This window comes from Buttiauxella gaviniae (assembly GCF_040786275.1).
GTDB lineage: Bacteria > Pseudomonadota > Gammaproteobacteria > Enterobacterales > Enterobacteriaceae > Buttiauxella > Buttiauxella gaviniae_A.
The window spans coordinates 980,789-1,006,132 of record NZ_JBFMVT010000002.1 but is presented as its reverse complement, the minus strand read 5'-3'; the positions used below and the strand labels follow the sequence as shown (position 1 = coordinate 1,006,132).

Here is a 25,344-nt window from a genome sequence, read left to right as displayed (position 1 = left end):
CTCCTTTATGTGGAATAAAGGAGCCGTTTTTTTATTCTTACTTCAGGAAGTCTTCACGCATGGGGGTGAAGGTGTCCAGCAGCGTACCGGCGGCCAGGCAGACACACCCGTGCATGACGTGGGGTTCTTTATAAAGGGTATCGCCTGCGGTTACGCGATGCGTTTCTTCGCCGATGGTGAACTCAAATTCTCCGGAAAGCACATAGGTTAACTGCTCATGCGGATGGTTATGCATCGGGCCAACGGCGCCCTTTTCAAAGTTAACCTGTACCCCCATCATTTTTCCATCGTGCGCCAGAATGCGGCGGCTTACACCTGCACCTAAATCTTCCAGTTGGGTATCTTTAATAAACGTAAACATGTACGGATCCTTTTTTATGTGAAACGTTGTTTCATTTAAATAATCGTATCCTGAAAAAAGAACTTGCGACAGTTTTCCCCCACGTTTTGTAAGGCGGATCACGCTTTCCAGCCCGATGCACTCTCTGATATAACCGAAGTAATAAAGGCGAAGGGGTAAATAAAAATGAAAACAATAGGTTTGCTGGGCGGAATGAGCTGGGAATCGACGATTCCTTATTATCGTTTGATCAACGAAGGGGTTAAGCAGCGTTTGGGCGGCTTGCACTCAGCAAAGATTTTGCTTCATAGCGTTGATTTTCATGAAATTGAGGCTTGTCAGTCGCAGGGCGAGTGGGATCTGGCGGGAGATATGCTGGCGCAGGCGGCTCTGGGTTTACAGAAAGCGGGTGCGGAAGGGATTGTGCTGTGCACTAACACCATGCACAAGGTGGCCCATCATATTGAATCGCGCTGCTCGCTGCCGTTCTTACATATCGCGGATGCGACGGGCCGCGCAATCACGGCGCAAAACGTGCAACGAGTTGCACTGCTCGGCACGCGTTACACTATGGAGCAGGATTTCTATAGCGGCCGTCTAAACGCTGAGTTTGGCATTGAGTCATTGATTCCAGACCAGGAAGCGCGTTTGCGAATCAACCAGATCATTTTTGAAGAACTTTGCCTCGGCAAAATCACAGAAGAATCGAAGCGTTATTATCAACAGGTGATTGAAGAGTTACAGGCGCAAGGGGCGCAGGGTGTGATTTTTGGCTGTACCGAAATCGGCCTGCTATTAAACCAGCAGGACTGCCCGCTACCGGTGTTTGATACTGCGGCTATTCACGCTGAAGATGCGGTGAAATTTATGCTAACGGAATAGTTTTTTTATTACTTATTTTCAGAAGGTTAATCGCTGGAAAAGAGTATCCTTAATGTGCGCCGGGTCACACTCGGCGTTTTTTGTGTTATTAATTTGTTAAGCAGCAGGCGGTCATTCAAACAAGCTGCACCTCTGAGATCCTCGCAATCTGGCGGCATAGCTATGAGCTCCCGCCTTTTGTTATTTCTATAACCTGGAGTCATTCCATGCCTGTTTCCTTACTCGCGCTGGCGATGAGTGCGTTTGCCATCGGCACGACGGAGTTCGTTATTATGGGCCTGTTGCCCGATGTGGCTGGGGATTTGTCGATTTCGATTCCCACGGCAGGGTGGCTGATTAGCGGCTATGCGCTTGGCGTGGCGATTGGCGCACCGATTATGGCGTTACTGACCGCCCGATTACCTCGCAAACTTTCACTTGTGCTGCTGATGGTGATATTTATCGTCGGCAATATTTTGTGTGCGCTGGCGCTTAATTACCATTTCCTGATGCTGGCTCGCATTATTACGGCACTTTGTCATGGTGCATTCTTTGGTATCGGTGCGGTAGTCGCCGCCAGCCTGGTTGCGCCAAACCGGAAAGCCTCGGCGGTCGCGCTGATGTTCACCGGCCTGACGTTAGCCAATGTGCTCGGCGTACCCATTGGCACCTGGTTTGGTCAGTTATACGGATGGCGCTCGACGTTCTGGGGCGTGGCCATCATCGGCGTTGTGGCCTTTATTGCGCTGATGGTTAGCCTGCCGTCACAAAAAGAGGAAACGCCTGCTGACCTGAAGCGTGAAGTCAGCGCGCTGGCTAACGGTAAGCTCTGGCTTTCTCTGGCGATGACGGTCTTTTTTGCCGCGGCGATGTTTACTTTATTTAGCTATATCGCACCAATGTTATTGCAGGTAACGGGCGTTACGCATCAAGGCGTGAGCTGGACGCTGTTCCTGATCGGTGCAGGCTTAACGGTGGGTAATATTCTGGGCGGGCGTCTTGCCGACTGGCGCGTCTCTTTTAGTTTGATCCTCAGTTTTAGCCTGATCGCTATCTTCTCGTTGCTGTTCCGCTGGACCAGCCACGGCATGTGGCTTGCCGAAATTACGCTGTTCCTTTGGGCGATGGCGGCTTTTGCCACCGTACCCGCATTGCAAATCAACGTTGTTCTGCATGGTAAAGACGCGCCCAATCTGGTGTCGACCCTGAACATTGCCGCGTTTAATGTCGGGAACGCGTTAGGTGCCTGGGTGGGTGGGACAGTGATTGCCCACGGTTATGGTTTAACTGCCGTTCCGGTTGCCGCCGCAGGGCTTGCGGCTATCGGGCTGGTGATTTGTTTGATTAACTTTAGCAGTGGCACCGGTCACCACCAGCCGGTGGCGGAGCAGTAAATCAGGCATCGAGCAGGGCGTTTAACGGCTCAATGTAAACCTGCATACTGTTTTGTAGATGCTCGCTGAAAGCCGTGACAAGTGCGGACGCCGGGCGGTGCAGGGGGCGAATCAGGCTCACGGTAAACGGCACCGAGATGCTAAAACGGCGGGTAACCACGCCGCTTGAAGCATAATCTAAAGCGGTCAAAGGATTGACCACGGATACGCCCACTCCCGCGCGCACCATCGCACAAACCGAGGCTGCGCTGTGCGTTTCCATCACCATCCGACGCTTAACGTCGTGCTCCTGAAAGAGCGAGTCCAGAAGCTGACGATAGCTGTCGGTGCGCGACAGGCTAATGTAATTTTCCCCGGCAAAATCCTGTGGCGTAAGCACCTTTTTCTTTGCGAGGCTGTGGCCTGCGGGTAATACGCATACCTCGTTGAGCGTCAGCAATGTCTGGCGCTCTGTTCCGGCAGGCGTTGCGGTATTTTCGGTAAACCCTAAATCGTGGCGCTGCGCTGACAACCACTCCTCTAACAACGGCGATTCCTGCGGCACAATATTCAGGCTCAGATCCGGGTAGCGCGCCAGAAAAGGCTGCACCAACATCGGCAAGAACGACTGCGAAAATACCGGCAGGCAGGCAATGGAAAGCTCGCCCTGGCGAAACTCGCGCAGGCTTTCTGCGGCGCTTAAAATTCTGTCCAGCCCATACCAGGAGCGCTGCACTTCTTCAAACAGGCGCAAACCCTGAACCGTGGGGTGTAAGCGTCCACGGCTACGCTCGAACACTTGCAGGCCAATCAGTTTTTCGAATCTAGCCAGTTCACGGCTGACGGTGGGCTGCGAGGTGTGCAGCAACCCTGCGGCTTCGGTGAGGTTTCCGGCGGTCATCACCGCGTGAAAGATTTCGATATGGCGTAGCGTGATTGCGGGCATGTTAATCTCCTTAATCCATATCATATATGAATAGACTTGCGAGAAATCGATATTTTTTCTTCATCTCACTCTATGGCGTAATACAAAAAATGATTTGTTGCCGGAGCCAACCATGCCACGCCCCCTGAATAACACCGACACCGCTTTGAATACGCAAAATTTACTGGCGCTGCCTGCTGAATTTGGCTGCCCGGTCTGGGTTTATGATGCTGAGATTATTCGCCAGCAAATTGCCCAGTTGCGCCAGTTTGATGTCATTCGTTTTGCGCAAAAAGCCTGTTCCAATATTCATATTCTGCGCCTGATGCGTGAGCAGGGCGTGAAAGTGGATTCTGTCTCTCAGGGCGAAATTGAGCGTGCGTTAGCCGCGGGGTATAAGCCACTTGAGAATCACGACGATATCGTATTCACCGCGGATATGATTGACCAGGCTACCCTGGCGCTGGTGGCGGAGCAGCAAATTCCGGTGAACGCCGGTTCTGTCGACATGCTGCAACAGTTGGGTGAAGTCTCGCCGGGCCATCGCGTTTGGCTGCGCGTCAATCCTGGTTTTGGTCATGGTCACAGCCAGAAAACCAATACCGGCGGCGAGAACAGTAAACACGGCATCTGGCACGCTGATTTACCGCAGGCGCTGGAGGTGATTCAGCGTTACAAACTCCATCTGGTCGGCATTCATATGCATATTGGTTCAGGTGTGGATTATGGTCACCTGGAACGGGTTTGTGGCGCGATGGTGCAGCAGGTCATTGATTTTGGACAGGATTTGGAAGCCATTTCCGCAGGTGGCGGGTTATCCATTCCTTATCGCGAAGGCGAAGAAACTATCGACACCAGTCACTATTACGGGCTGTGGAATGCCGCACGCGAAAAAATCGCGCAGCGTTTGGGACACCCGGTGAAGCTGGAAATTGAGCCAGGTCGTTTCCTGGTGGCGGAGTCCGGTGTGCTGGTGGCGCAGGTGCGTTCGGTCAAAAATATGGGCTCGCGCCACTTTGTGCTGATTGATGCAGGCTTTAACGACTTAATGCGGCCTTCAATGTATGGCAGTTATCACCATATTTCAGCCCTGGCGGGCGACGGTCGCGACCTGACCGCGCAGCCATTAGTCGAAACGGTGGTGGCGGGGCCGTTGTGTGAGTCAGGTGACGTGTTTACCCAGCAGGAAGGCGGCAAAGTGGAAACGCGCGCGCTGCCCCCGGTGCAAGTGGGCGATTATCTGGTGCTGCACGACACAGGAGCGTACGGCGCGTCTATGTCGTCCAACTATAATAGCCGCCCATTGTTGCCGGAAGTGTTGTTTGATAACGGTCAGGCGCGCTTGATTCGCCGCCGTCAGACGATTCAGGAATTATTGGCCTTAGAGCTGTTCTGAACGTAAAACGGCCCAGGGCCTACGGAATCACGTAACACCAGCTTGCCAACAAACGGTGGGATTGCCTTGAGTGACTCACCGTTTGCCAGCTTTATTGCCTGATCGATAGCGGTTGTTATCATGCTGTCGATGGGCAAATAAACGCTGGATAATGCAGGCTCCAGCCACTGCGCGCTCGGCGCATCATCAAACCCAAACAGCGAAATATCTTGCGGGATCCGCACGCCTGCCTGGTGCAGAGCTTTTGACGCCCCAAGCGCCATATCATCGTTGCAGGCAAACAGCGCGGTAAACTTCACGCGGCTTTCCAGCAATTCCTGACAAAGTTTGTGCCCCAACATCATGCTTGAATCACCGTACTTCACTCGGGCTTCGTTAAAGGCAATGCCATGTTTTTGCAGCGCTTTTCGATAGCCCATCAGGCGCGCCTGGCCGGTGGGTGTGGAAATCGGTACTGTGATGCAGGCAATATCGCGATGCCCTTGATCAATGAGGTAGTCGGTTGCTTTAAACGCGGCATCCTGTTGTTCAAAGAATACGCAGCGATCGCGCGCCTGGCTGACGTCACGGTTAATCACCACCAATGGCACTTTGATACTATTCATTAGCGAAAGTAATGTGCGTTCATTCATAAAGCGGGTGTAGAGCACGATTGCATCGCAATGACGGTCTGCCAGCATTTGCACTGCTTCGAGCTCTTTTTGCGGGGTGTCATGCCCGTCGGTGACAATCAGTTGTTTCCCCCAGGCTTCGCTCTGGCGAGAAGCCTGCTGTAACAGGCGGCCAAAGTAAAACCCATCAAAAGTCGACACCACCAGGCCCACGCTGTTGCTGCTGCGATTTGCCAGCGAGCGAGCCAGAAAATTAGGCCGATAGCCCAACTCTTCCATGGCGTTAAAAACCTGTGCGCGGGTGCTCTCTTTGACTTGCCCAATCCCGTTAAGCACGCGTGATACCGTTGCTTTGGAAACGCCTGCGCGTAGCGCGACATCCAGCATTGTTACCATCAATTCATTCCTGATTAATACGCTTGCCGCGTGGTCGCATAATTTCGCTAGTTTACCATGCCGGGGAGATGAAACATCGGGCTTGCGGCTTCGCTATGCCATTTGTCGTACCGGATCACGCTTTTCTAGCCTTCATAGTTCACGTTGCAGGTGCGTTAGCTGCTTTCAGTCACCCGCATCACTGACTTGAGTAAGCGCCTTGTGACTCCTTCCTTTGCCGTCTTCCTGCAACTCGAATTATTTAGGGTATTTATTTGGTATACCAAAATTACAAAATTGGTTGGTATTGGAATGCCAACATGCCGATGTGGGATATTTGTCACGGAAATGTTAAGCGGGCAGTTCTATTTTTGGTATGCCAAATCGAACATCTTCATCGCTTTTAATAATAAAAAACGACAACACTGAGGTATACCCTATGGCTTTGCAGGAAAAGTTAATCGACTCGCTGGGGAGTTTTGCCACTAAATTCAATAGCTACCGCTATATTATGGCAATCAAAGCTTCCTTTATTACCCTGATGCCGGTGATTATCGTCGGGGCGTTCTCCGTACTTATCTCAAATATGGTGCTGGATCCTAAAAACGGTCTGGCCAGTTTTTCTGCATTGTCTTTCCTCGCCCAGTTAAAGCCGATTACCGCCGCCATTAACTACGCCACGCTTAATTTTCTGAACATCGGGGCGGTATTTCTGATTGGTATCGAACTTGGGCGCATTAATGGTATTAAGAGCCTGTTCCCCGGATTGCTGGCGGTGATCTGCTTTATTTGCGTCACGCCGACGACGATCGAAATGATGGTCGACGGGCAAATGCATGTGGTGAAGGATGTGCTGGCACGTCAGTTCTCTGATACCCGCAGCCTGTTCCTCGGCATGTTTATCGCTATCTTATCTGTGGAAGTTTATTGCTGGCTGGAAAAACGTGAAGGGTTGAAGATTAAAATGCCCGACACCGTTCCGCCGAACGTCTCCGCTTCTTTTTCCGCATTGATTCCTTCGATCATTACCGTTTCCGCCATTGCGACCTTTGGTTTTATTTTCCATCAGACCACCGGCATGTATCTGTATGACGCGGTGTATCAAGTGGTGCAGCAGCCGTTGGAAAAAGTGGTGCAGAGCTTGCCGGGCATCCTGCTGCTGATGTTTGTGGCTCAGCTTTTCTGGGTGATTGGTATTCACGGTAATCAGATGATTAAACCTATCCGTGAACCGCTGCTGCTGGGGGCGATTACCGTCAACATGAGTGCGTTTGAGCAAGGCAAAGAGATCCCCAATATCATCACCATGCCTTTCTGGGATGTGTATATGAGTATCGGCGGGTCAGGTTTAACCATTGGCTTGCTGATTGCGGTCATGATTGCTACCAAACGCAAAGAGATGAAAGAGATCGCTAAGCTCTCCTTCGGCCCTGGGATCTTCAATATTAACGAGCCGGTGATTTTTGGTATGCCGATTATGCTCAATCCGATTTTGGCGATTCCCTTCATCATCACGCCGCTGGTTACCGGCACGATTGGCTACTTCGCAACCGTGATGGGGTTTGCGGGTAAAGCCGTGGTGATGGTGCCGTGGACCACGCCGCCATTGATCAACGCCTGGCTTTCTACTGCGGGTTCTATGGGCGCGGTGGTGACGCAACTGTGCTGCATTCTCGTCTCCATCCTGATTTATCTGCCGTTTGTGAAAATTGCCTCTCGCCGTGCGGAACAGGCGCAGTTGCAGGCTGAACAGCAACATATTGCAAATAACGCGTGAGGAAGGCATGAGCAACGTAAAAGTCACTATCCCTAAAGATTTCATTCTGGGTGCGGCGGCATCGGCATGGCAAACCGAAGGCTGGAGCGGTAAAAAAGAGGGCCAGGACTCCTGGCTGGACGCCTGGTACAAAAACGATCGTCACGTCTGGCATGAAGGCTACGGCCCGGCTGTCGCCACCGATTTTATTAATCGCTACCGGGAAGATGTGGCCTTGATGAAACAAGCGGGGCTGACGCATTATCGCACTTCAATCAACTGGTCGCGGTTTTTCACCGATTATGAAAACGGCGTCATCGATGAAGAGTATGCCCAGTATTACGATAATTTAATCGACGAAATGCGCCTGACCGGTATTGAGCCGATGATCTGTCTTGAGCACTACGAATTGCCCGCCACGCTATTTGAAACGTATGGCGGTTGGGCATCTAAAAAGGTGGTTGAACTCTATGTGCTGTATGCGGAAAAAGTCTTTGCCCGCTACGCCCACAAGGTGAATCGCTGGTTTACCTTTAACGAGCCGATTGTTGTGCAAACGCGAGTTTATCTTGATGCGTTGCGCTGGCCTTATGAGCAAAACACGCATAAGTGGATGCAGTGGAATCACCACAAAAATCTTGCCACGGCGAAAGTCGTCAAACTTTTCCGTGAGAAGGGGTACAGCGGAACCGTCGGTTGTATTTTAAACCCGGAAGTGACCTATGCGCGTTCAAGCGCTGTTCACGACCAGCAGGCCGCCCAGATCTATGACCTGTTCTACAATCGCGTCTTCCTTGATCCATTAGTTCTCGGTGAGTACCCGCCGCAGTTGATAGCGCTGCTGGAAAAGCATCAGGTGCAGTGGGAATACACGGAGCAAGAGTTGGCGATTATTCGTGAAAACACCGTCGATGAACTGGGTATTAATTTGTATTACCCGCACCGTGTGAAAGCGCCGTCGCGGGCGTGGAACCCACAAACGCCGTTCCATCCGGCTTATTACTATGAGCCGTTCGAACTCCCTGGGCGGCGTATGAATAAGTCGCGCGGCTGGGAAATTTACCCGCGCATTATTTACGATATGGCGATGCGGATAAAAACCGAGTACCGCAATATTCCGTGGTTTGTCGCAGAAAGCGGAATGGGAACGGAAAATGAAGCGCAATTCCGTAATGCCGATGGGGTGATTGAAGACGATTACCGCATTACATTTATTAGCGAACATCTGCACCAGGCTCTGCTCGCTCGCGAAGAGGGTGCTAACTGCCAGGGTTATATGCTTTGGGCGTTTACTGACAACGTGTCACCCATGAATGCGTTTAAAAACCGCTACGGATTGATTGAAATTAACCTGCAAAACAATCGTGAAAGGCGGGCTAAAAAATCTGCACACTGGTATCGGGCGCTGAGTGAATCTCGCATCCTGCAGCTTACCGTTGATGATGAATGGAAATAATATTTCAGATGAATAGTTTGATAAGCTAACGCGCATTAATTAGCGGTAGAACAGACTGCCGCTTTTTTAGCAAAAACGTAGGTAATGCTGTGGACAAAGTCGTACTTCCGCCAGAAAAAAAACAGTACCAGGAGATTGGTGAGGATCTGCGCGCACAAATTATGCAGGGACTCTATCCGGTCGGCTCGCGTTTACCGCCTGAACGTAATATTGCGGAGACTTATGGTGTCAGCCGCACCATTGTTCGTGAAGCGCTGCTGATGCTTGAGCTGCAAGGTACTGTGGATATTCGCCAGGGCTCGGGCGTGTATGTCACTCGCGTTCCGGCAGAAAATGAAGCGGAAGAAGAAGCCTTCTTTAGCAGCGATATCGGCCCCTTTGAGATGCTCCAGGCGCGGCAGTTGCTGGAAAGTAACATCGCGGCGTTTGCGGCCAAAATGGCGACCAAAGCGGATATCGACAATCTAAAACGCATTCTCGAACAAGAGCAACGCGCGATTGCGATAAACGACCTGAGTCAGGATAACTGCAAAATGTTTCATCTGGTTCTGGCGGGCGCTTCGCAAAACCAAATGCTGCTGGCGACGGTGGAAAGCATCTGGCGTCATATGGATAGCAGCCCAATGTGGCAGCAACTGCGGGCGCACATTGATACGCGCAGCTATCGCTTGAAATGGCTGGGAGATCTGCAAACCATTCTGGCAGCGCTACGCCGTCGCGATGTTATGGGGTCATGGCAGGCAATGTGGCAGCATCTGGAAAACGTAAAAAACAGCCTGCTTGAACAATCTGATTCTGACGCGCCTGATTTTGACGGCTACCTTTTCGAGTCGGTACCCATCTTCCAGGGGAAGCTGGTGTGAACATTCTGCCGCTGTATGCCGTGCCACATCATGCGGAACAAGTCACCGACTGGTTATGGCAGGCGTTTGGCACATCTGAGAGCCGCGACTTTTTCGCCTCTGTAGTGGCAACCAGCCAGCGAGAAGGGGAAATGCCGCTGACGTTTATTGCCGTTGAAGGTGAAAAACTACTCGGCACGGTAGGATTATGGCGCTGCGACTTAATCAGCCGCCAGGATCTTCATCCGTGGCTGGCCGCGTTGTATATCGACGAGAAACAGCGCGGCCGCGGGTTAGGTGCAAAATTGCAGGAACATGTAATAGAACACGCTCGTACATTGGGTTACCCACAACTTTATCTCTATTCAGCCTGCAAGGATTACTACGAACGTTTTGGATGGCAGTATATCGGCGACGGGCTGGATTACCCGAATAAGCCTGTTCACCTTTATCGCTTTGCTCTTTAAAACATTGCTCATCAGAATGTGACGTTACTGTTTTGACGATGATGAAAACTTAGATAAGCCAATCCATTTCCGTTTATCGAGTTTGATGGGCAAGGTTTCACATAGTTGAGGATCGGTAACATAATACCTTATCAGGTGTTCTTCACGGCACGGTGTGTAAGATGAAGCTGTAAGCCAAACGGGAATAACGAAAAGAGAAATAAGACCAAGAGAAAAGGTAAGAATAATAATCACGCCACTAATGCTACTAATAATGTTGTTCGTCTTTACCGGTTTACATCCTTTTTTTAATAATGAAAATAACGAAAAAAAGAAAAGATAAATACATGTCGGCAATGCTCCGACAATCACACCGGAACCTCTGTTATAAGTAATCACAGAACCTTTAGCGATCAAAGATCGTAGGTCATTTAATGGGTAGTCAAAAAATATTATATAAATAAAAAGAAGAGACATTGCAATTGTTAGCACACTTGCAATTTTGAATGTCACAAGCTGTGAGAATATTTTTCTTTCCATTTTAATCAATTTTATTAGTTAGTAAGTATAAAGATAAAGGCAAGTGCTGTTGGTTCCATTCCTGCCGTCTTTGAATTTCTGCTAATGCGTTGCGCAACTGTTTCTTTAGGTCGAAAGATAAGTTATTTTCATTGTCTACCAAGTTTAATTTTTTATTCAAATAGAAACCAATAAATAAAATAATTACAGTAGTGATAACTATAGGTGAGCTTAGTAAAGTTAATACTCCCCCAGAAATACCAATCACTACACTAGAAACTATAATTTTTGCTACATCCATCGTTACATCGACCAGGAAATCAACCAGATCGTAATCAGATTTAAAGATCAATTCGATAGTACGCCAGGCCAGTGAGCAGCAGATACAGAATTTTGTACCTTTCATAATTGAATGGGCTAATCCTCTGATACCAATTGCCATTTCGAGGATTTGTGGATTACTGGCACCGTAACGAGTACCGTTAAGGATACGTCGGACTCCTGGATACCCTGTTATTTTTATATAGACTTTCCCTCTGTGAATATATTTAACGGCTTTAATTTTAAGCGTATTAAAATTAACAAGGAGCTTTCCGGTTTCATCATGATATGTTGTCAACTTACTCAGTGTACGGAAACCATCCAGGCCATCTTTTATATTCCCCGGGCCAAGTTTATAGGAGAAAAAGTCATCCACTTTTCCCAATAGTTCATCTGTTATGTTCCGTGCTTCTTCCAGAGTCAATAACATGATGAAATGATTTCCAGTTATAAATTTCCCCTCCATCATCGCCATGTCTTGTAATACCGGATTCATACTTGGGTAAACGTTGAATTCCTCACGTCCCCTTAGGTAGTCGTTTGGCTTCCATTTTCTCTTATCTCGAACAGGCATATTTATTTCCTTGGTTTATCGATGCTGAATGAGTTGGTCAAAATACTCGTTCATTCCACAGGCTATAGGCGCTGGTGCCAGCATCACAATGTTCCCAGGTGATGGTTTCATAACTGAACGTGATTTTTTCCTGAGGTTCTGCTCCATTATCTAAAAGGCTATGAGGTAAAATAAATTCACAATTTGTAATCCTGGCCCCGGTTAACTTTATCTTGTAATAAAGATCGTTCATCCCCACTTTATTGGTTCGATATAAATCCAAATCACAGACCAGTATTTCATTGTCGTTTATCGCTTTGGCTAATAACGGAGACGATTTATCAATAGGTTTGATGATAACCATTCCTTGATGATTAACATTTTGTGCGCGTGACATAGCATGAAGAACGGAATACACCATGATCTGATCAATATGGGCCAGTTGTGCTTTGTTACCAATAGAACTCAGGGATGAACAACCAGCCGAAATTTTTCCTTGTAACTGTCCGGTAATGGTTAGGTAAGCTAAGTTTGCCATATTATTCCCTTGTTTATATTTGCCAGGGTTATAGATTCTTCGAATTAATAAATCCTCAAGAGAGAAATAGTGTTCTTGATTAAATGAAAATGCAATGCCTATGTTTTATTTTATCCGGAATCAATATTTTAATTTGTTATTGTCGCGGTGAATTGTTTTTATGTTTGACATTTTTTACATGGATTAAAAATACATTATCTCATTGGGTGCGGCGATGATGAAAACTTAGATAAGCCAATCCATTTCCGTTTATCGAGTTTGATGGGCAAGGTTTCACATAGTCGAGGATCGGTAACATAATACCTTATCAGGTGTTCTTCACGGCACGGTATGTAAGATGAAGCTGTAAGAAAAATTGGAATAATATAAAGAGAAATAAAACCGATGGCGAAAGTAAAAACACTAAAGGCTATCCATATAGTATGAATGATACTCTTTGTATTTAGCGGGGCGCTTCCTTTTTTTAGCAGAGAGAGCAAGGAGAGGAAGAAAATATAAATAAATAGAGGGATGCTGCTTACAACCAGACCTGCTCCGCCTCCATATTTTATAATGTCTTCGTGCATTAATAATGACCGTAAATAATTTAGCGGATAACCATAAATTGTAAAGTAAATAATACCGGCGCTGAGTATAATGGAAAATAGATTTGCACCTTTGAATGCCAGCCATTGAGAGTTAATTTTCATATTTAGTCCGAAGTATTCGATAATAGTTCATCTGTTATGTTGCGTGCTTCTTCCGGCGTCAATAACATGATGAAATGATTTTCAGTTATAAATTCTCCCTCTATCATCGCCATGTCTTGTAATGCGGGATTTATACTTGGGTAAACATTGAATTCCTCACGCCCCCTAATGTAGTCGTTTGGCCTCCATCTTCTTTTATCTGGAACAAGCATATTTATTCCCTTATTCTCATTTGCCAAATTTATGGATTCAATGAATTGAAGAAATCTCAAGAGAAAAATAGTGTTCTTAATTAAATGAAAATGCAATGACTATGTTTTATCTTATCCGGAATGAATATTTTAATTTGTTATTATTTCGACGAATTGTTTTTATGTTTGACACTTTTCACATGAATAAAAATATTATCTTATTAGATATGGGGAGAGTGTCGCTGTAATAAAAGAGTTGTGGGTGGCGCAGGGGGATGTAGGAGTCTTTCCAGTCAGGAATATAATCCTGACTGGTTTTAATTTTCACTCTTCAGAATGTGATATTACCGAATGGCGGCGTACAAGCGTTGGATTAAACATATGCGTAATTTCCGGTAGCTCACGATTTTCTGCCAGGGCTAATGCCAGTTCCGCAGCTTGTTCGGCCATAGTGATGATCGGGTAACGCACTGTTGTCAGGCGTGGGCGAACGTAGCGCGAGATCAACACATCATCGAAGCCAATCAGCGAAATCTCTTTTGGCACATCGATACCGTTATCATTGAGTACACCCATTGCACCTGCCGCCATTGAATCGTTATAGCAGGCGACGGCGCTGAAATGTTTTCCACGCCCTAACAGTTCGGTCATAGCTTGCTCGCCGCCGCTTTCATCCGGCTCGCCGTAAGTCACTAAACGATCATTCACCGGTATGCCATGTTCGGTTAATGCGTCGAAATACCCTTGCAGCCGGTCATCGGCGTCTGAAATTTGGTGGTTGGAACACAGGTAGCCAATTTTAGTATGGCCCTGCTGAATGAGATGGCGCGTGGCGAGCCATGCGCCGTAGCGGTCATCCAGAGCGACACAGCGTTGCTCATAACCCGGTAGAATTCGGTTGATGATTACCATGCCTGGCATCTGTTTCATCAATGAAATCAGTTCGCTATCTGGGATTTTTTTTGCATGAACCACCAGAGCTGCGCAGCGGTGGCGAATCAGTTGCTCAATGGCCTGGCGCTCTTTTTGTTCGTTGTGGTAGCCATTGCCGATCAACAAAAAGTTGCCGGTACGGTAAGCGACCTGTTCGACGGCTTTTACCATCGCCCCAAAGAAGGGGTCGGAAACATCGCCCACGATAAGGCCAATAGTTTCGGTGGTTTGCTGTGCAAGTGCCCGGGCGTTGGCGTTGGGATGGTAGTTAAGTTCTTCCATCGCACTGGTTACAGCAAGGCGCGATGCCTCGCTGGCTTTTGGAGAGTCATTAATAACACGGGACACCGTGGCGACAGAAACCCCTGCCAGTTTTGCTACATCCTTTATTGTCGCCATTGAGAGTATTCCTGAGTTGGGTAAGCGTTTACACAATTTTAAGTGTTACGGAAAAGGCTCGCCACTTCAAGGGTGCAACTGTAGTTGCTGTCTCAAACTCATTCAAAAGGAGCGGGATTTTTGTGTAATCGTTACACTTCAGGAACCGTGAAATTCAAGCGTAGCGGTAGGCACAGGCATGTTCTGGATTTTTAATGATTTCAGCCTAAATCTTTGCTTACAGTTTGCAGCGCACTGTTGCTATTTCGCCGTGGCAGAAAGCCATTCGCCGCTGCTACATTTTAAGTCCCAGAGGTATTGATAGGTGATGTCAGCATCTAATGCTGATCACATGAATTACACCAACCTGCGCAGATGCGCAGGTTTTTTTTGCCCAAAAATTGCCTCTGTGTAACAAGAAAAGATGTTTTAAACACCTGGTTGCACTTTCCGTTAATTCCCTTGCTTTTTCTCACTGGTGAGCCAGCTCCTACTGCGCCACAATTCAAATCCCAGAGGTATTGATTGGTGAGAATTCTAGTTACGTTGTTAAGTACAATTCTTTTGCACCGACCTGCGCAGATGCGCAGGTTTTTTTTGCCTTTTTTCAGGACATTCACTCAGCTTTTTCAGAAATACCTTCTCTGCAGACTATCGCTCCTTTAAAGCTAGTCATGTAATCTGCAGTCACTACACTTAAATGCCTGCGGCTTATTCAAGACAAAGGGAGTTGCTATGCTATTTGGTTTTTTCCGTGCGCTTTTTCGCATTCTTTTCAGAGTGCGGCTTTATGGCGATCAACGCACTCTTACGCAGTCGCGTGTTCTGATTGTCCCAAACCACGTCTCCTTTATTGATGGCATCTTGCTGGCGCTGTTCTTGCCTGGGCGCCCGGTTTTCGCGGTCTATTCTTCTATCAGCCAGCAGTGGTATATGCGCTGGCTGAAATCATTGATTGATTTTGTCCCGCTGGACCCGACAAAGCCGATGTCGATTAAGCACCTTGTTCGTCTGGTTGAGCAGGGGCGACCGGTAGTTATTTTTCCGGAAGGGCGAATTTCGGTTACCGGTTCGTTGATGAAAATTTATGAGGGGGCGGGGTTTGTTGCGGCTAAATCGAATGCGACCGTTATTCCTGTACGTATTGATGGTGCCGAGCTGACATTTTTCAGCCGCCTGAAAGGGCTCGTTAAACGCCGCCTGTTTCCGCGCATTAGCCTGCATATTTTGCCGCCGACATCACTGCCAATGCCGGATGCCCCACGCGCCCGGGATCGCCGTAAGATTGCTGGCGAAATGCTGCATCAAATAATGATGGAAGCGCGCATGGCTGTGCGCCCACGGGAAACCCTTTTTGAAGCCCTTCTTGCCGCGCAATATCGTTACGGCGATCGTAAAAACTGTATTGAAGACATTAATTTTAAGCCCGATACCTATCGTAGCTTGCTCACCAAAACGTTGTTCGTCGGGCGTATTCTCAATAAATACAGCGCTCCCGGTGAAACGATTGGCCTGATGCTGCCGAATGCGGCTATTTCTGCTGCGGTCATTTTCGGTGCCTCCTCGCGGGGGCGAATTCCGGCGATGATGAACTACACCGCAGGTGTAAAAGGGCTGACCAGCGCGATTACCGCAGCGCAGATCAAAACCCTTTTCACTTCGCGCCAGTTTCTCGATAAAGGTAAGTTATGGCACCTGCCAGAACAGCTTACGCAGGTACGATGGGTGTTCCTGGAAGATCTAAAAGCGGATGTCACGCTGAGCGACAAACTGTGGATCTTCGCCCATCTGCTGATGCCCCACCTGGCGCAGGTAAAACAGCAGCCAGAAGATGCTGCGATGGTGCTGTTTACTTCCGGTTCTGAAGGCAATCCAAAAGGGGTGGTGCATAGCCATAAAAGTTTGCTGGCAAACGTTGAGCAGATTCGCACTATTGCTGATTTCACGGCCAACGATCGCTTTATGTCAGCGCTTCCGCTGTTCCACTCCTTTGGACTGACCGTCGGTTTATTTACCCCATTGTTCACCGGTGCGGAAGTGTTTCTCTACCCAAGCCCGCTGCACTACCGCATTGTGCCGGAGCTGGTGTATGACCGTAACTGCACCGTGCTGTTTGGTACTTCCACATTCCTTGGCAACTACGCGCGTTTTGCTAACCCCTATGACTTCTATCGCCTGCGTTACGTGGTGGCCGGTGCGGAAAAACTCCAGGAAAGCACCAAACAACTTTGGCAGGATAAATTTGGCCTGCGCATCCTTGAAGGTTACGGCGTGACGGAGTGCGCTCCTGTGGTTTCCATTAACGTGCCAATGGCCGCAAAAGTGGGCACGGTTGGGCGTATTCTTCCGGCGATGGATGCCCGGCTGATGGCGGTTCCCGGGATTGATGAGGGGGGGCGGTTACAGCTTAAAGGGCCAAATATCATGAAAGGGTATCTTCGTGTCGAAAACCCTGGCGTGCTGGAAGCACCGAGTGCTGAAAATGCCCTCGGTGAAATGGAAAGCGGCTGGTATGACACCGGCGATATTGTCAGCTTTGATGAACAAGGTTTTTGTGTGATTCAGGGGCGAGCTAAACGGTTTGCCAAAATTGCGGGTGAAATGGTCTCGCTGGAAATGGTAGAGCAGTTGGCGCTTGGCGTCTCTGCGGAAAAAATGCATGCCACCGTTATCAAAACGGATGCGGCGAAAGGTGAAGCGTTGGTGATGTTCACCACCGATGGCGAACTTAACCGCGAAAAACTGCTGCAATATGCTCGCGCCAATGGTGTGCCTGAGCTGGCCGTACCGCGTGATATTCGTTTCCTGAAACAATTACCTGTGTTAGGCAGCGGAAAACCGGATTTCGTCAGTTTGAAGGCGCTGGTTGATCAGCCGGAGAAAGAGAATGCGTGATAATGCCCTAAACGATACCTCTATATGGTCCCGAGGTATGATGGCTGTTACAGGCGCGCAGTTTTTATCGGCGTTTGGTGATAACGCTCTGCTCTTTGCCACCCTTGCGGTGTTAAAGCAGCAGTTCTATCCGGACTGGAGCCAGCCTGTATTGCAGATGGTCTTTGTAGGGGCGTATATCGTATTTGCCCCGTTTGTGGGGCAGGTTGCGGACAGCTTTGCCAAAGGGCGAGTGATGATGTTTGCCAACAGCCTCAAGCTGATGGGCGCGGCGGTGATCTGCTTTGGCCTAAATCCGTTTCTCGGTTATACGCTGGTGGGTGTTGGTGCAGCCGCTTACTCACCGGCTAAATACGGCATTCTCGGTGAATTAACGACCGGCGATCGTCTGGTGAAGGCAAATGGCTTGATGGAATCCTCCACCATTGCGGCGATTTTGCTTGGGTCTATGGCTGGCGGCATTTTAGCTGACTGGCATGTTTTGGCGGCTCTGGGCGTGTGCGTGCTGGCCTATGCCGGTGCGGTGGTAGCCAACTTATTTATCCCTAAACTCGCGCCTGCACGTCCTGGTCAGTCATGGCGTTTTACCCCGATGACGCGAAGTTTCTTCAACGCTTGCCGCGTGCTTTGGCGAAACGGTGAAACTCGCTTCTCGTTAGTGGGGACAAGTTTGTTCTGGGGGGCAGGCGTAACATTGCGCTTCTTATTAGTGCTGTGGGTGCCGGTTGCGCTGGGTATCGTCGATAATGCAACGCCGACCTATCTTAACGCGATGGTCGCCGTCGGGATTGTGGTTGGCGCAGGGGCTGCGGCAAAACTGGTAACGCTGAAAACCGTTGCGCGTTGTATGCCTGCCGGGATTTTGATTGGCGTTGGGGTGCTATTTTTCGCCATGCAAAACGCGTTGCTACCGTCTTATTTGCTCCTGGTACTGATTGGTATCATGGGCGGATTTTTCGTTGTTCCACTCAATGCGCTGCTTCAGGAACGTGGCAAGCAGACGGTGGGCGCGGGGAATGCGATTGCCGTGCAGAACCTCGGTGAAAATACCGCAATGCTGTTGATGCTGGGTCTTTTCTCGCTGGCGGTAAAAACAGGTGCGCCGATTGTCGGCATCGGCATCGGGTTTGGCGCGGTATTTGCGCTGGCTATTGGTGGGTTGTGGATCTGGCAGATTCGCCAGAAATAGTAGTTACCCCTCTCTGCAAAGAGAGGGGGATTCACATCATGGTGCCGGGTAGGTATAAACGCGGTTTACAGCTTCCAGCTCTTCAATCACATCTTCACTCAAATCCAAATGCAGGCTCTCAAGATTCGTTTTCAATTGCTCAAGTGTGGTTGCGCCTAACAGCGTACTGGCGACGAATGGCTGGCGACGCACAAAGGCCAGCGCCATCTGTGCCGGATCGAGATTGTGGCGTTTAGCGACATCCACATAAGCCGCAACCGCGCGCTCAGTTTGCTCTCCATTGTAGCGCGTAAAGCGGCTAAAGAGCGTATGACGAGCACCCGCAGGCCTGGCTCCGTTCAGATATTTCCCGGTTAATGTGCCAAACGCCAGGCAGGAATAGGCCAGTAACTCCACGCCTTCGCGCTGAGTGATTTCTGCCAGCCCCACTTCAAAGCTGCGGTTCACCAGGCTGTACGGATTCTGGATGGTGACGATACGCGGCAAATCATGTTTTTCAGCCAGTTGCAGGTAGCGCATCACGCCCCATGGCGTTTCATTAGAGACGCCGATGTAACGGATTTTCCCGGCACGCTGGAATTCGGTAAGCGCTTCAAGTGTTTCCAGCAGCGTGACCGGGACTGCGTTATCGGTCCACGTATAGCCCAGTTTGCCAAAGCAGTTGGTGGCACGCTGTGGCCAGTGAACCTGATAGAGATCGATATAGTCGGTTTGCAAACGTTTTAGGCTTGCGTCCAGCGCATCACGAATATTTCTGCGATCCAGCATTTGGTTCGGGCGAATACTCGCGTCGTTGTTGCGGCTTGGGCCACTCACTTTAGTGGCGATCACCAGCTTTTCACGATTCCCGCGCTGCTTTAACCAGTTTCCGACGTAGGTTTCTGTTAACCCTTGGGTTTCCGGGCGTGGAGGGACAGGATACATTTCTGCCACATCAATCAGGTTTACACCCTGACTTACGGCGTAATCAAGCTGTGCATGCGCGTCGGCTTCGCTGTTTTGCTCACCAAACGTCATGGTTCCCAGCCCTAGCGTACTTATTTCAAGTGAGCTGTGGGGGATACGGTGATAGTGCATAGCCGCTTTCCTTATTCTTCTGTTTTATCGGTCAGGCAGGCGCCTAACAAAAATGGACTATAAACATGGCAGAGGGGGAGTAAAAGTGAAAGAGGGGAAGCGAAGAAAAGTGTTACAGGCCAGCCAGGCGCTGACCTTTAGTGGCTAGCGTTCAATGATTTGTGAAACATCATCGCGGTTGATTTGCATCTCGTTGCCTTGCTGATCGCGATAGCTGACTAAACCGGTATCGTCATCGACCTGCGGTTTGCCATCGGTCAGGATCATTCGGCCATCTTTGGTTGCCATGACGTAATCGCTGCTACAACCTGAAACCGCAAATGCCAGACCGACAGCGGAAATTAGAACTGCCCATTTTTTCATTGTTCGCCTCGTGTGGTTTGGAATGACACATACATTCTAGTAATAACTCGGCGAGTGGGGGAATGTAAGCAGTAAATTCTTAAAAGAAACAGAGGGGAAGCGGAAAAGCTCCCCCTCTGCGGTTTAAAGCGGGTTCTTTTTGTTGCGGATAAGATTCAGTGTTTCTACGGCGATTGAGAAGAACATCGCAAAATAGATGTAACCTTTCGGCACATGAATATCGAAGCCTTCAAGAATCAGCGTAAAGCCGACCAGTAACAGGAATGAAAGCGCCAACATTTTCACTGACGGATGGCGTTCAACAAAATCACCAATCGATTTTGCGGCAAACATCATCACCATCACGGCAATCACCACGGCTGCCATCATAATAAACAGATGATCGGACAGGCCAACGGCGGTAATCACCGAGTCGAGGCTGAAAATAATATCCAGCAGCATAATTTGCACGATGGCGCCGAAAAAAGAGTGGACGTTAGTTTTTATACTCTCTTCTTCACCTTCAATGGACTCGTGGATCTCTTTGCTCGCTTTCCAGATTAAGAACAAGCCGCCCAATGCCAAAATAAGGTCTCGCGCCGAGAAGGCATGCCCCATTACGCTAAACAGCGGATGAATCAAGTGCGTCATCCAGGCGATCGACGCCAGCAGCACCAGCCGCATGATCATCGCGGCACCCAGCCCCAGACGGCGCGCTTTCGCCTGCTGTGCTTTAGGCAGCTTCGCCACGACAAGAGAAAGGAAGATGATATTGTCGATGCCCAGTACGATTTCGAGAATTGTCAGGGTGCCCAGCGCCATCCACGCGTTAGGATCGGTAATCCATGCAAACAACATTAAAAAATCCTGCCTGAAATAAATAAAACGCCAATTATAAGCGCCAGCTTAGAACTGGGTGCAAGTTAAATGAATCTACAACGAGAAATGATTAGCCAGCAGCGCCGCAGTAAAGTTCTTTTTCAGATAAAAACCGCGCGGCAGTGTGAGAATGGGGGACCCATCGGCACCAATGGCATCGGTCAGCGCTTTGCTATTGGCGGCTTTGGGTCGTAGTTGTAAAACTTCACCGTGGCGTGCGGTAATGCGTTCGACTTGACCGAGCACAATCAAATCCATCAGCTCTTCCCAATCCATGCGCAACTGGCGCTCTTCTTCTTCAGAAGGTGCCCAAAGCAGTGGCGAACCAATATGCCGCTCGGCTAACGGAATCTGCCGCTCGCCCTCAACGGGAATCCACAGCACCCGCTTTAATTTATGGCGCACATGGCTGGTTTCCCACACAACGCCGGTATTTCCCGTCAGCGGGGCGACACAGACAAACGTGGTTTCAAGCGGACGGCCTAATCTATCCACAGGAATGGTTTTCAGCTCAATACCCAGGGCCGCGAAATCCTGCTCGGGTTTACTTCCAGCGCTGGCACCCAACCATAATTCAAGCAAAACACCGATCCAGCCTTTATCGCGTTTTAGATCCGCAGGGATCGGCAAACTGGCTAACGCCGCTAGTTCGCCCAGCGTATAGCCTGCCAGTTTCTCGGCCTGAGTCAGTAAAATCTGTTCATTTTCTGGAGGGTTAAGTAATGGACGAAGTGCTTGCATGATGCCTTACTGCTAATTGGTTAAAAAATAGGCGCTATTTACCCACAGTGTGGAAATAGTTTAGCGTGCCGGGGATAAGAATGACAATGTACTGATTTTGAATCATTTTTATTGGCCAAATTTGTCATTTGTGGATTATGCAAAAACCTTTTCCCATTCTGGTCACTGGCAATGAACAGGATCTTACACCGGGTTATCCACAGAAAAATGGGATAACTGGCAAAAAAGCTCACTACTGGTTCGATTTACAGCCTTGACTGAGGGGGTAAACCCATTTTTTCGACAGATTGTGACTAACTTGTTGGCACAATCTGTGGATAAAAACGTCATTGGTTGATCTTTCATCAATGAAAGATCTTCGTGTGTGATGCCCATCACGTTACTGAGCTGGGGATGATTTTACACATCATTAATATAATGAATTTATTGATTATTTTAATTTGTCCCGGCGAGCATTTTTTAGAGTTATCCTAAGTTGTCCCGAGTGTATTAGGTAGTTCTTCACAGTTATATCCACAGAAAAAGTGAATAAACTCCCAGGCTCCCGGCCTCTAATGTTTATAACTCGGACATATTTTGTGAGTTATTCAAATGTTATTCCTTATAGCAACCGTTACACAGTGGTTTACCGTCTAGCGCTTGTATGAAACAATCGCCCTAATCTAAGTTTGTTTTGAGGTAGTCCGGTGATCGATGATGATGGCTACCGCCCGAATGTTGGTATCGTAATCTGTAATCGGCAGGGTCAAGTGATGTGGGCCAGGCGTTTTGGTCAACATTCCTGGCAGTTTCCGCAAGGTGGCATCAATCCTGGCGAATCCCCGGAACAGGCAATGTACCGGGAGCTTTTCGAGGAAGTGGGGTTACAGCGAAAAGATGTCCGAATACTCGCCTCGACCCGAAACTGGTTACGTTACAAGTTACCGAAACGTTTGGTGCGTTGGGACACAAAGCCGGTTTGTATCGGCCAGAAACAAAAGTGGTTTCTTTTGCAGTTGATCAGCAGCGACAACGATATCAATATGCAAACCAGCAGTACCCCAGAGTTTGATGGCTGGCGCTGGGTGAGCTATTGGTACCCGGTTCGTCAGGTCGTCTCCTTTAAACGCGATGTTTATCGTCGGGTGATGAAAGAGTTTGCAAGCGTTGTAATGCCGTTGCAGGAAGTTACGCCACCACGTAATAACGCGCCTGCATGGCGACGTAAAAGAGGTTAAGTCACGCGAAAAATGCTCACCCGCCTGCGAGAAATAGTCGAGAAGGTTGCCAGTGCTCCGCGCCTCAATGAGGCGTTGGATATTCTGGTTACAGACATCTGCCTTGCGATGGACACCGAGGTCTGCTCGGTTTATCTCGCAGATCATGACCGGCGTTGCTTTTACCTGATGGCGACGCGCGGCCTTAAAAAGCCGCGTGGCCGTACCATCACACTCGCGTTTGATGAAGGTATCGTTGGGTTGGTGGGCCGTCTTGCCGAACCTATTAACCTTGCGGATGCGCAGAAACACCCCAGCTTTAAATATGTCCCCGCGGTAAAAGAGGAGCGTTTTCGTGCCTTCCTTGGGGTCCCAATCATTCAGCGACGCCAGTTGCTGGGTGTGCTGGTGGTGCAGCAACGTGAGCACCGGCAATATGATGAAAGCGAGGAGTCCTTCCTCGTCACGCTCGCCACGCAAATGGCCGCGATTCTCTCTCAATCTCAGCTTGCAGCCCTGTTTGGCCAATATCGCCAGACGCGTATTCGTGCGCTGCCTGCATCACCCGGCGTTGCGATAGCTGAAGGCTGGATGGACTCGACGCTTCCGCTCATGGAGCAAGTGTCTGAAGCCTCAACGCTTGATACAACGCTTGAGCGAGAACGCCTGACCGCCGCTATTGAAGAGGCTTCAAATGAGTTTCGCCGCTACAGTAAACGCTTTGCGGCGGGCGCTCAGAAAGAAACGGCGGCTATTTTTGATCTTTACTCGCATCTACTCACCGATGCCCGGCTTCGTCGTGAATTATTTGAAGAAGTGGATCGAGGGTCGGTGGCTGAATGGGCGGTTAAAAAAGTCGTCGAAAAATTTGCGGAACAGTTCGCAAGTCTTACTGATGGCTACTTAAAAGAGCGAGCGGGGGATCTCCGCACGCTCGGCCAGCGCCTGTTATTCCATCTCGACGATAACATTCAGAGCCCAAATACCTGGCCTGAACGATTTGTTTTAGTCGCCGATGAGCTATCGGCCACCACGCTTGCCGAATTACCGCAAAACCGTCTGGTGGGTGTCGTGGTGCGCGACGGTGCGGCGAACTCTCACGCAGCGATTATGGTGCGCGCGTTGGGTATCCCGACGGTGATGGGCGCGGATATTCAGCCTTCGGTGCTGCACCGCCGCACCTTAGTGGTTGATGGTTACCGCGGCGAGCTCCTGGTTGATCCTGAAACCGTGCTGTTGCAGGAATACCAGCGCCTCATCACCGAAGAGAACGAACTCAGCCGCCTGGTCGAAGACGATGTTGATAGCGCCGCCGCGCTGAAAAGCGGTGAACGGGTGCAGGTGATGCTCAATGCGGGTCTTAGCCCTGAACATGAGCAGCAGCTAGGTAGCCGCATTGATGGTATCGGCCTGTATCGCACAGAAATCCCGTTTATGCTGCAAAGTGGTTTCCCATCAGAAGAAGAGCAAGTTGCCCAATACCAGGGCATGTTGCAGATGTTTAACGACAAGCCGGTCACGCTGCGAACGCTTGATGTAGGGGCTGATAAACAACTGCCGTATATGCCCATCAGCGAAGAAAACCCATGCCTGGGGTGGCGTGGGATCCGCATCACGCTTGACCAACCAGAGATTTTCTTGGTGCAGGTGCGTGCCATGCTGCGTGCGAACGCGGCAACGGGCAATTTAAGTATTCTTCTGCCGATGATCACCAGTATCGACGAGATAGATGAAGCGCGCCGTCTCATCGATCGCGCCGGGCGTGAAGTGGAAGAGGTGCTCGGATACGAATTACCCAAACCGCGCATCGGCGTGATGGTTGAAGTCCCATCAATGGTATTTATGATGGGGCACCTTGCCAGCCGGGTTGATTTTATCTCTGTCGGAACGAATGACCTGACGCAGTATCTGCTGGCCGTTGACCGAAACAATACTCGTGTTGCAAGCCTCTATGACAGCCTGCACCCGGCGATGCTGCGCGCATTGCACCACATTGCAAAAGAAGCGGAACGTAACGGTATCGATCTTTGCCTGTGCGGTGAAATGGCGGGCGACCCGATGTGCGTCGCCCTACTTGTAGGGATGGGATATCGCCATCTATCAATGAACGGACGTTCGGTTGCACGCGTCAAATATCTGCTTCGTCATATCAGCCAGGAAGAGGCTCAACTGCTTGCGCAGCGTAGCCTTGAGGCCCAACTCGCAACAGAGGTGCGCCATCAAGTAGCCTCTTTCATGGAGCGCCGTGGTATGGGCGGCCTGATTCGCGGCGGGCGCTAAGGCGCCCGTTGTTTCTCCAGTTTATAAATAGCCGTTAGCATTCGAGTTACAGGTAGACGGTAAGGGAATAAACCCCTTTAGTAAGTCATTCGGGTTTATGAGTGCTGCTAACACCTCTGTGGCTTGAGGGATGACGGCTATATTACATATCTTTTACAACTTGCCCGACTCAACCCTCCCACCCTTTGTGCTATGATCCGCTGCTTTCGGAGCGCATCAGCACAGATGCGTACTTGCAACCC

24 protein-coding genes and 1 pseudogene are annotated in these 25,344 nt (G+C 49.5%); 11 read left to right on the top strand and 14 right to left on the bottom strand.

Annotation, left to right across the window (positions count from 1 at the left end; translation table 11 throughout):
* Positions 1–37: 37 nt before the first annotated feature.
* Positions 38–361: a cupin domain-containing protein gene (locus AB1E22_RS05345; protein WP_367594402.1), complete on the bottom strand. Its 324-nt coding sequence runs from the start codon at positions 359–361 to the stop codon at positions 38–40.
* Positions 362–526: 165 nt separating this feature from the next.
* On the opposite strand from AB1E22_RS05345, the gene AB1E22_RS05340 reads away from it, so the two are divergent.
* Entirely contained in the window at positions 527–1,222 is a 696-nt protein-coding gene (locus AB1E22_RS05340) for an aspartate/glutamate racemase (RefSeq protein ID WP_367594401.1), read from the top strand.
* A 206-nt stretch (positions 1,223–1,428) separates the two neighbouring features.
* The gene (locus tag AB1E22_RS05335) at positions 1,429–2,595 is read left to right on the top strand and encodes an MFS transporter (RefSeq protein ID WP_367594400.1); all 1,167 of its coding nucleotides are present in this window, start codon (positions 1,429–1,431) and stop codon (positions 2,593–2,595) included.
* A gap of 1 nt (position 2,596) precedes the next feature.
* On the opposite strand, the gene AB1E22_RS05330 is transcribed toward AB1E22_RS05335, so the two are convergent.
* Positions 2,597–3,520, bottom strand: a complete 924-nt coding sequence (locus AB1E22_RS05330; RefSeq protein WP_367594399.1) for a LysR family transcriptional regulator — start codon at positions 3,518–3,520, stop codon at positions 2,597–2,599.
* 112 nt (positions 3,521–3,632) lie between these two features.
* Between AB1E22_RS05330 and lysA the strand changes: the two genes are divergently transcribed.
* Positions 3,633–4,895 carry a diaminopimelate decarboxylase gene (gene lysA / locus AB1E22_RS05325; RefSeq protein ID WP_367594398.1) on the top strand — a complete coding sequence of 421 codons (1,263 nt, stop codon included), beginning with the start codon at positions 3,633–3,635 and terminating at the stop codon, positions 4,893–4,895.
* On the opposite strand, the gene AB1E22_RS05320 is transcribed toward lysA, so the two are convergent.
* On the bottom strand, positions 4,865–5,902 hold the full coding sequence (locus AB1E22_RS05320) for a LacI family DNA-binding transcriptional regulator (protein WP_367594397.1): 1,038 nt from the start codon (positions 5,900–5,902) through the stop codon (positions 4,865–4,867). The two genes, lysA and AB1E22_RS05320, sit on opposite strands and share 31 nt — an antisense overlap.
* A gap of 418 nt (positions 5,903–6,320) precedes the next feature.
* Here AB1E22_RS05320 and AB1E22_RS05315 point away from each other — a divergent pair, with 418 nt between their 5' ends.
* From AB1E22_RS05315 to AB1E22_RS05300, 4 genes are all read left to right on the top strand, one after another.
* A complete protein-coding gene (locus AB1E22_RS05315) occupies positions 6,321–7,658 on the top strand; it encodes a PTS sugar transporter subunit IIC (RefSeq protein WP_367594396.1) in 1,338 nt (445 codons plus the stop codon).
* 7 nt (positions 7,659–7,665) lie between these two features.
* The gene (locus AB1E22_RS05310) at positions 7,666–9,093 is read left to right on the top strand and encodes a glycoside hydrolase family 1 protein (RefSeq protein WP_367594395.1); all 1,428 of its coding nucleotides are present in this window, start codon (positions 7,666–7,668) and stop codon (positions 9,091–9,093) included.
* An 89-nt stretch (positions 9,094–9,182) separates the two neighbouring features.
* Entirely contained in the window at positions 9,183–9,956 is a 774-nt protein-coding gene (locus AB1E22_RS05305; RefSeq protein ID WP_367594394.1) for a GntR family transcriptional regulator, read from the top strand.
* Positions 9,953–10,402, top strand: coding sequence for a GNAT family N-acetyltransferase (locus AB1E22_RS05300; protein ID WP_367594393.1), 450 nt, complete (start codon positions 9,953–9,955; stop codon positions 10,400–10,402). The genes AB1E22_RS05305 and AB1E22_RS05300 overlap by 4 nt, the downstream gene beginning before the upstream one ends.
* A 24-nt stretch (positions 10,403–10,426) precedes the next feature.
* Here AB1E22_RS05300 and AB1E22_RS05295 read toward each other — a convergent pair whose 3' ends face one another.
* From AB1E22_RS05295 to galR, 6 genes are all read right to left on the bottom strand, one after another.
* A complete protein-coding gene (locus tag AB1E22_RS05295; RefSeq protein WP_367594392.1) occupies positions 10,427–10,921 on the bottom strand; it encodes a hypothetical protein in 495 nt (164 codons plus the stop codon).
* Between the two features lies 1 nt (position 10,922).
* Positions 10,923–11,795, bottom strand: coding sequence for a hypothetical protein (locus AB1E22_RS05290; RefSeq protein ID WP_367594391.1), 873 nt, complete (start codon positions 11,793–11,795; stop codon positions 10,923–10,925).
* A 37-nt stretch (positions 11,796–11,832) separates the two neighbouring features.
* A complete protein-coding gene (locus AB1E22_RS05285) occupies positions 11,833–12,312 on the bottom strand; it encodes an Hcp family type VI secretion system effector (RefSeq protein ID WP_367594390.1) in 480 nt (159 codons plus the stop codon).
* Between the two features lie 194 nt (positions 12,313–12,506).
* Entirely contained in the window at positions 12,507–13,001 is a 495-nt protein-coding gene (locus AB1E22_RS05280; protein WP_367594389.1) for a hypothetical protein, read from the bottom strand.
* 2 nt (positions 13,002–13,003) lie between these two features.
* The gene (locus AB1E22_RS05275; protein ID WP_367594388.1) at positions 13,004–13,213 is read right to left on the bottom strand and encodes a hypothetical protein; all 210 of its coding nucleotides are present in this window, start codon (positions 13,211–13,213) and stop codon (positions 13,004–13,006) included.
* 303 nt (positions 13,214–13,516) lie between these two features.
* Positions 13,517–14,524, bottom strand: a complete 1,008-nt coding sequence (galR, locus tag AB1E22_RS05270) for an HTH-type transcriptional regulator GalR (RefSeq protein WP_367594387.1) — start codon at positions 14,522–14,524, stop codon at positions 13,517–13,519.
* A gap of 714 nt (positions 14,525–15,238) precedes the next feature.
* Between galR and aas the strand changes: the two genes are divergently transcribed.
* Both aas and lplT read left to right on the top strand, forming a co-directional pair.
* Complete coding sequence (gene aas / locus AB1E22_RS05265) at positions 15,239–17,398, top strand: bifunctional acyl-ACP--phospholipid O-acyltransferase/long-chain-fatty-acid--ACP ligase (RefSeq protein WP_367594386.1); 2,160 nt, start codon at positions 15,239–15,241, stop codon at positions 17,396–17,398.
* Complete coding sequence (gene lplT, locus AB1E22_RS05260) at positions 17,391–18,587, top strand: lysophospholipid transporter LplT (RefSeq protein WP_367594385.1); 1,197 nt, start codon at positions 17,391–17,393, stop codon at positions 18,585–18,587. Before aas ends, lplT begins: the two co-directional genes overlap by 8 nt.
* Before the next feature lie 36 nt (positions 18,588–18,623).
* Here the strand turns inward: lplT and AB1E22_RS05255 are convergent, their stop codons facing one another.
* From AB1E22_RS05255 to AB1E22_RS05235, 5 genes and pseudogenes are all read right to left on the bottom strand, one after another.
* Positions 18,624–19,664, bottom strand: coding sequence for an NADP(H)-dependent aldo-keto reductase (locus AB1E22_RS05255; protein ID WP_367594384.1), 1,041 nt, complete (start codon positions 19,662–19,664; stop codon positions 18,624–18,626).
* 144 nt (positions 19,665–19,808) lie between these two features.
* Complete coding sequence (locus AB1E22_RS05250) at positions 19,809–20,027, bottom strand: YgdI/YgdR family lipoprotein (protein WP_034498072.1); 219 nt, start codon at positions 20,025–20,027, stop codon at positions 19,809–19,811.
* 123 nt (positions 20,028–20,150) lie between these two features.
* Entirely contained in the window at positions 20,151–20,864 is a 714-nt protein-coding gene (locus tag AB1E22_RS05245) for a TerC family protein (RefSeq protein ID WP_367594383.1), read from the bottom strand.
* A 75-nt stretch (positions 20,865–20,939) separates the two neighbouring features.
* Complete coding sequence (mutH, locus tag AB1E22_RS05240) at positions 20,940–21,626, bottom strand: DNA mismatch repair endonuclease MutH (protein WP_367594382.1); 687 nt, start codon at positions 21,624–21,626, stop codon at positions 20,940–20,942.
* A gap of 137 nt (positions 21,627–21,763) precedes the next feature.
* Positions 21,764–21,859 (bottom strand): annotated as a pseudogene (locus AB1E22_RS05235) (hypothetical protein); the annotation flags it as partial.
* A gap of 453 nt (positions 21,860–22,312) precedes the next feature.
* Here AB1E22_RS05235 and rppH point away from each other — a divergent pair.
* Positions 22,313–22,843: an RNA pyrophosphohydrolase gene (gene rppH, locus AB1E22_RS05230; RefSeq protein WP_034498067.1), complete on the top strand. Its 531-nt coding sequence runs from the start codon at positions 22,313–22,315 to the stop codon at positions 22,841–22,843.
* A gap of 12 nt (positions 22,844–22,855) precedes the next feature.
* Positions 22,856–25,102 carry a phosphoenolpyruvate--protein phosphotransferase gene (gene ptsP, locus AB1E22_RS05225; protein WP_367594381.1) on the top strand — a complete coding sequence of 749 codons (2,247 nt, stop codon included), beginning with the start codon at positions 22,856–22,858 and terminating at the stop codon, positions 25,100–25,102.
* The last annotated feature ends 242 nt before the right edge of the window (positions 25,103–25,344 follow it).

Bases quoted from the DNA above. Each gene is read 5' to 3' on its own strand.
- AB1E22_RS05345 (WP_367594402.1), bottom strand. From the start codon at position 361: ATGTTTACGTTTATTAAAGATACCCAACTGGAAGATTTAGGTGCAGGT.
- AB1E22_RS05340 (WP_367594401.1), top strand. From the start codon at position 527: ATGAAAACAATAGGTTTGCTGGGCGGAATGAGCTGGGAATCGACGATT.
- AB1E22_RS05335 (WP_367594400.1), top strand. From the start codon at position 1,429: ATGCCTGTTTCCTTACTCGCGCTGGCGATGAGTGCGTTTGCCATCGGC.
- AB1E22_RS05330 (WP_367594399.1), bottom strand. From the start codon at position 3,520: ATGCCCGCAATCACGCTACGCCATATCGAAATCTTTCACGCGGTGATG.
- lysA (WP_367594398.1), top strand. From the start codon at position 3,633: ATGCCACGCCCCCTGAATAACACCGACACCGCTTTGAATACGCAAAAT.
- AB1E22_RS05320 (WP_367594397.1), bottom strand. From the start codon at position 5,902: ATGGTAACAATGCTGGATGTCGCGCTACGCGCAGGCGTTTCCAAAGCA.
- AB1E22_RS05315 (WP_367594396.1), top strand. From the start codon at position 6,321: ATGGCTTTGCAGGAAAAGTTAATCGACTCGCTGGGGAGTTTTGCCACT.
- AB1E22_RS05310 (WP_367594395.1), top strand. From the start codon at position 7,666: ATGAGCAACGTAAAAGTCACTATCCCTAAAGATTTCATTCTGGGTGCG.
- AB1E22_RS05295 (WP_367594392.1), bottom strand. From the start codon at position 10,921: ATGGAAAGAAAAATATTCTCACAGCTTGTGACATTCAAAATTGCAAGT.
- AB1E22_RS05290 (WP_367594391.1), bottom strand. From the start codon at position 11,795: ATGCCTGTTCGAGATAAGAGAAAATGGAAGCCAAACGACTACCTAAGG.
- AB1E22_RS05285 (WP_367594390.1), bottom strand. From the start codon at position 12,312: ATGGCAAACTTAGCTTACCTAACCATTACCGGACAGTTACAAGGAAAA.
- AB1E22_RS05280 (WP_367594389.1), bottom strand. From the start codon at position 13,001: ATGAAAATTAACTCTCAATGGCTGGCATTCAAAGGTGCAAATCTATTT.
- AB1E22_RS05275 (WP_367594388.1), bottom strand. From the start codon at position 13,213: ATGCTTGTTCCAGATAAAAGAAGATGGAGGCCAAACGACTACATTAGG.
- galR (WP_367594387.1), bottom strand. From the start codon at position 14,524: ATGGCGACAATAAAGGATGTAGCAAAACTGGCAGGGGTTTCTGTCGCC.
- aas (WP_367594386.1), top strand. From the start codon at position 15,239: ATGCTATTTGGTTTTTTCCGTGCGCTTTTTCGCATTCTTTTCAGAGTG.
- lplT (WP_367594385.1), top strand. From the start codon at position 17,391: ATGCGTGATAATGCCCTAAACGATACCTCTATATGGTCCCGAGGTATG.
- AB1E22_RS05255 (WP_367594384.1), bottom strand. From the start codon at position 19,664: ATGCACTATCACCGTATCCCCCACAGCTCACTTGAAATAAGTACGCTA.
- AB1E22_RS05250 (WP_034498072.1), bottom strand. From the start codon at position 20,027: ATGAAAAAATGGGCAGTTCTAATTTCCGCTGTCGGTCTGGCATTTGCG.
- AB1E22_RS05245 (WP_367594383.1), bottom strand. From the start codon at position 20,864: ATGTTGTTTGCATGGATTACCGATCCTAACGCGTGGATGGCGCTGGGC.
- mutH (WP_367594382.1), bottom strand. From the start codon at position 21,626: ATGCAAGCACTTCGTCCATTACTTAACCCTCCAGAAAATGAACAGATT.
- ptsP (WP_367594381.1), top strand. From the start codon at position 22,856: ATGCTCACCCGCCTGCGAGAAATAGTCGAGAAGGTTGCCAGTGCTCCG.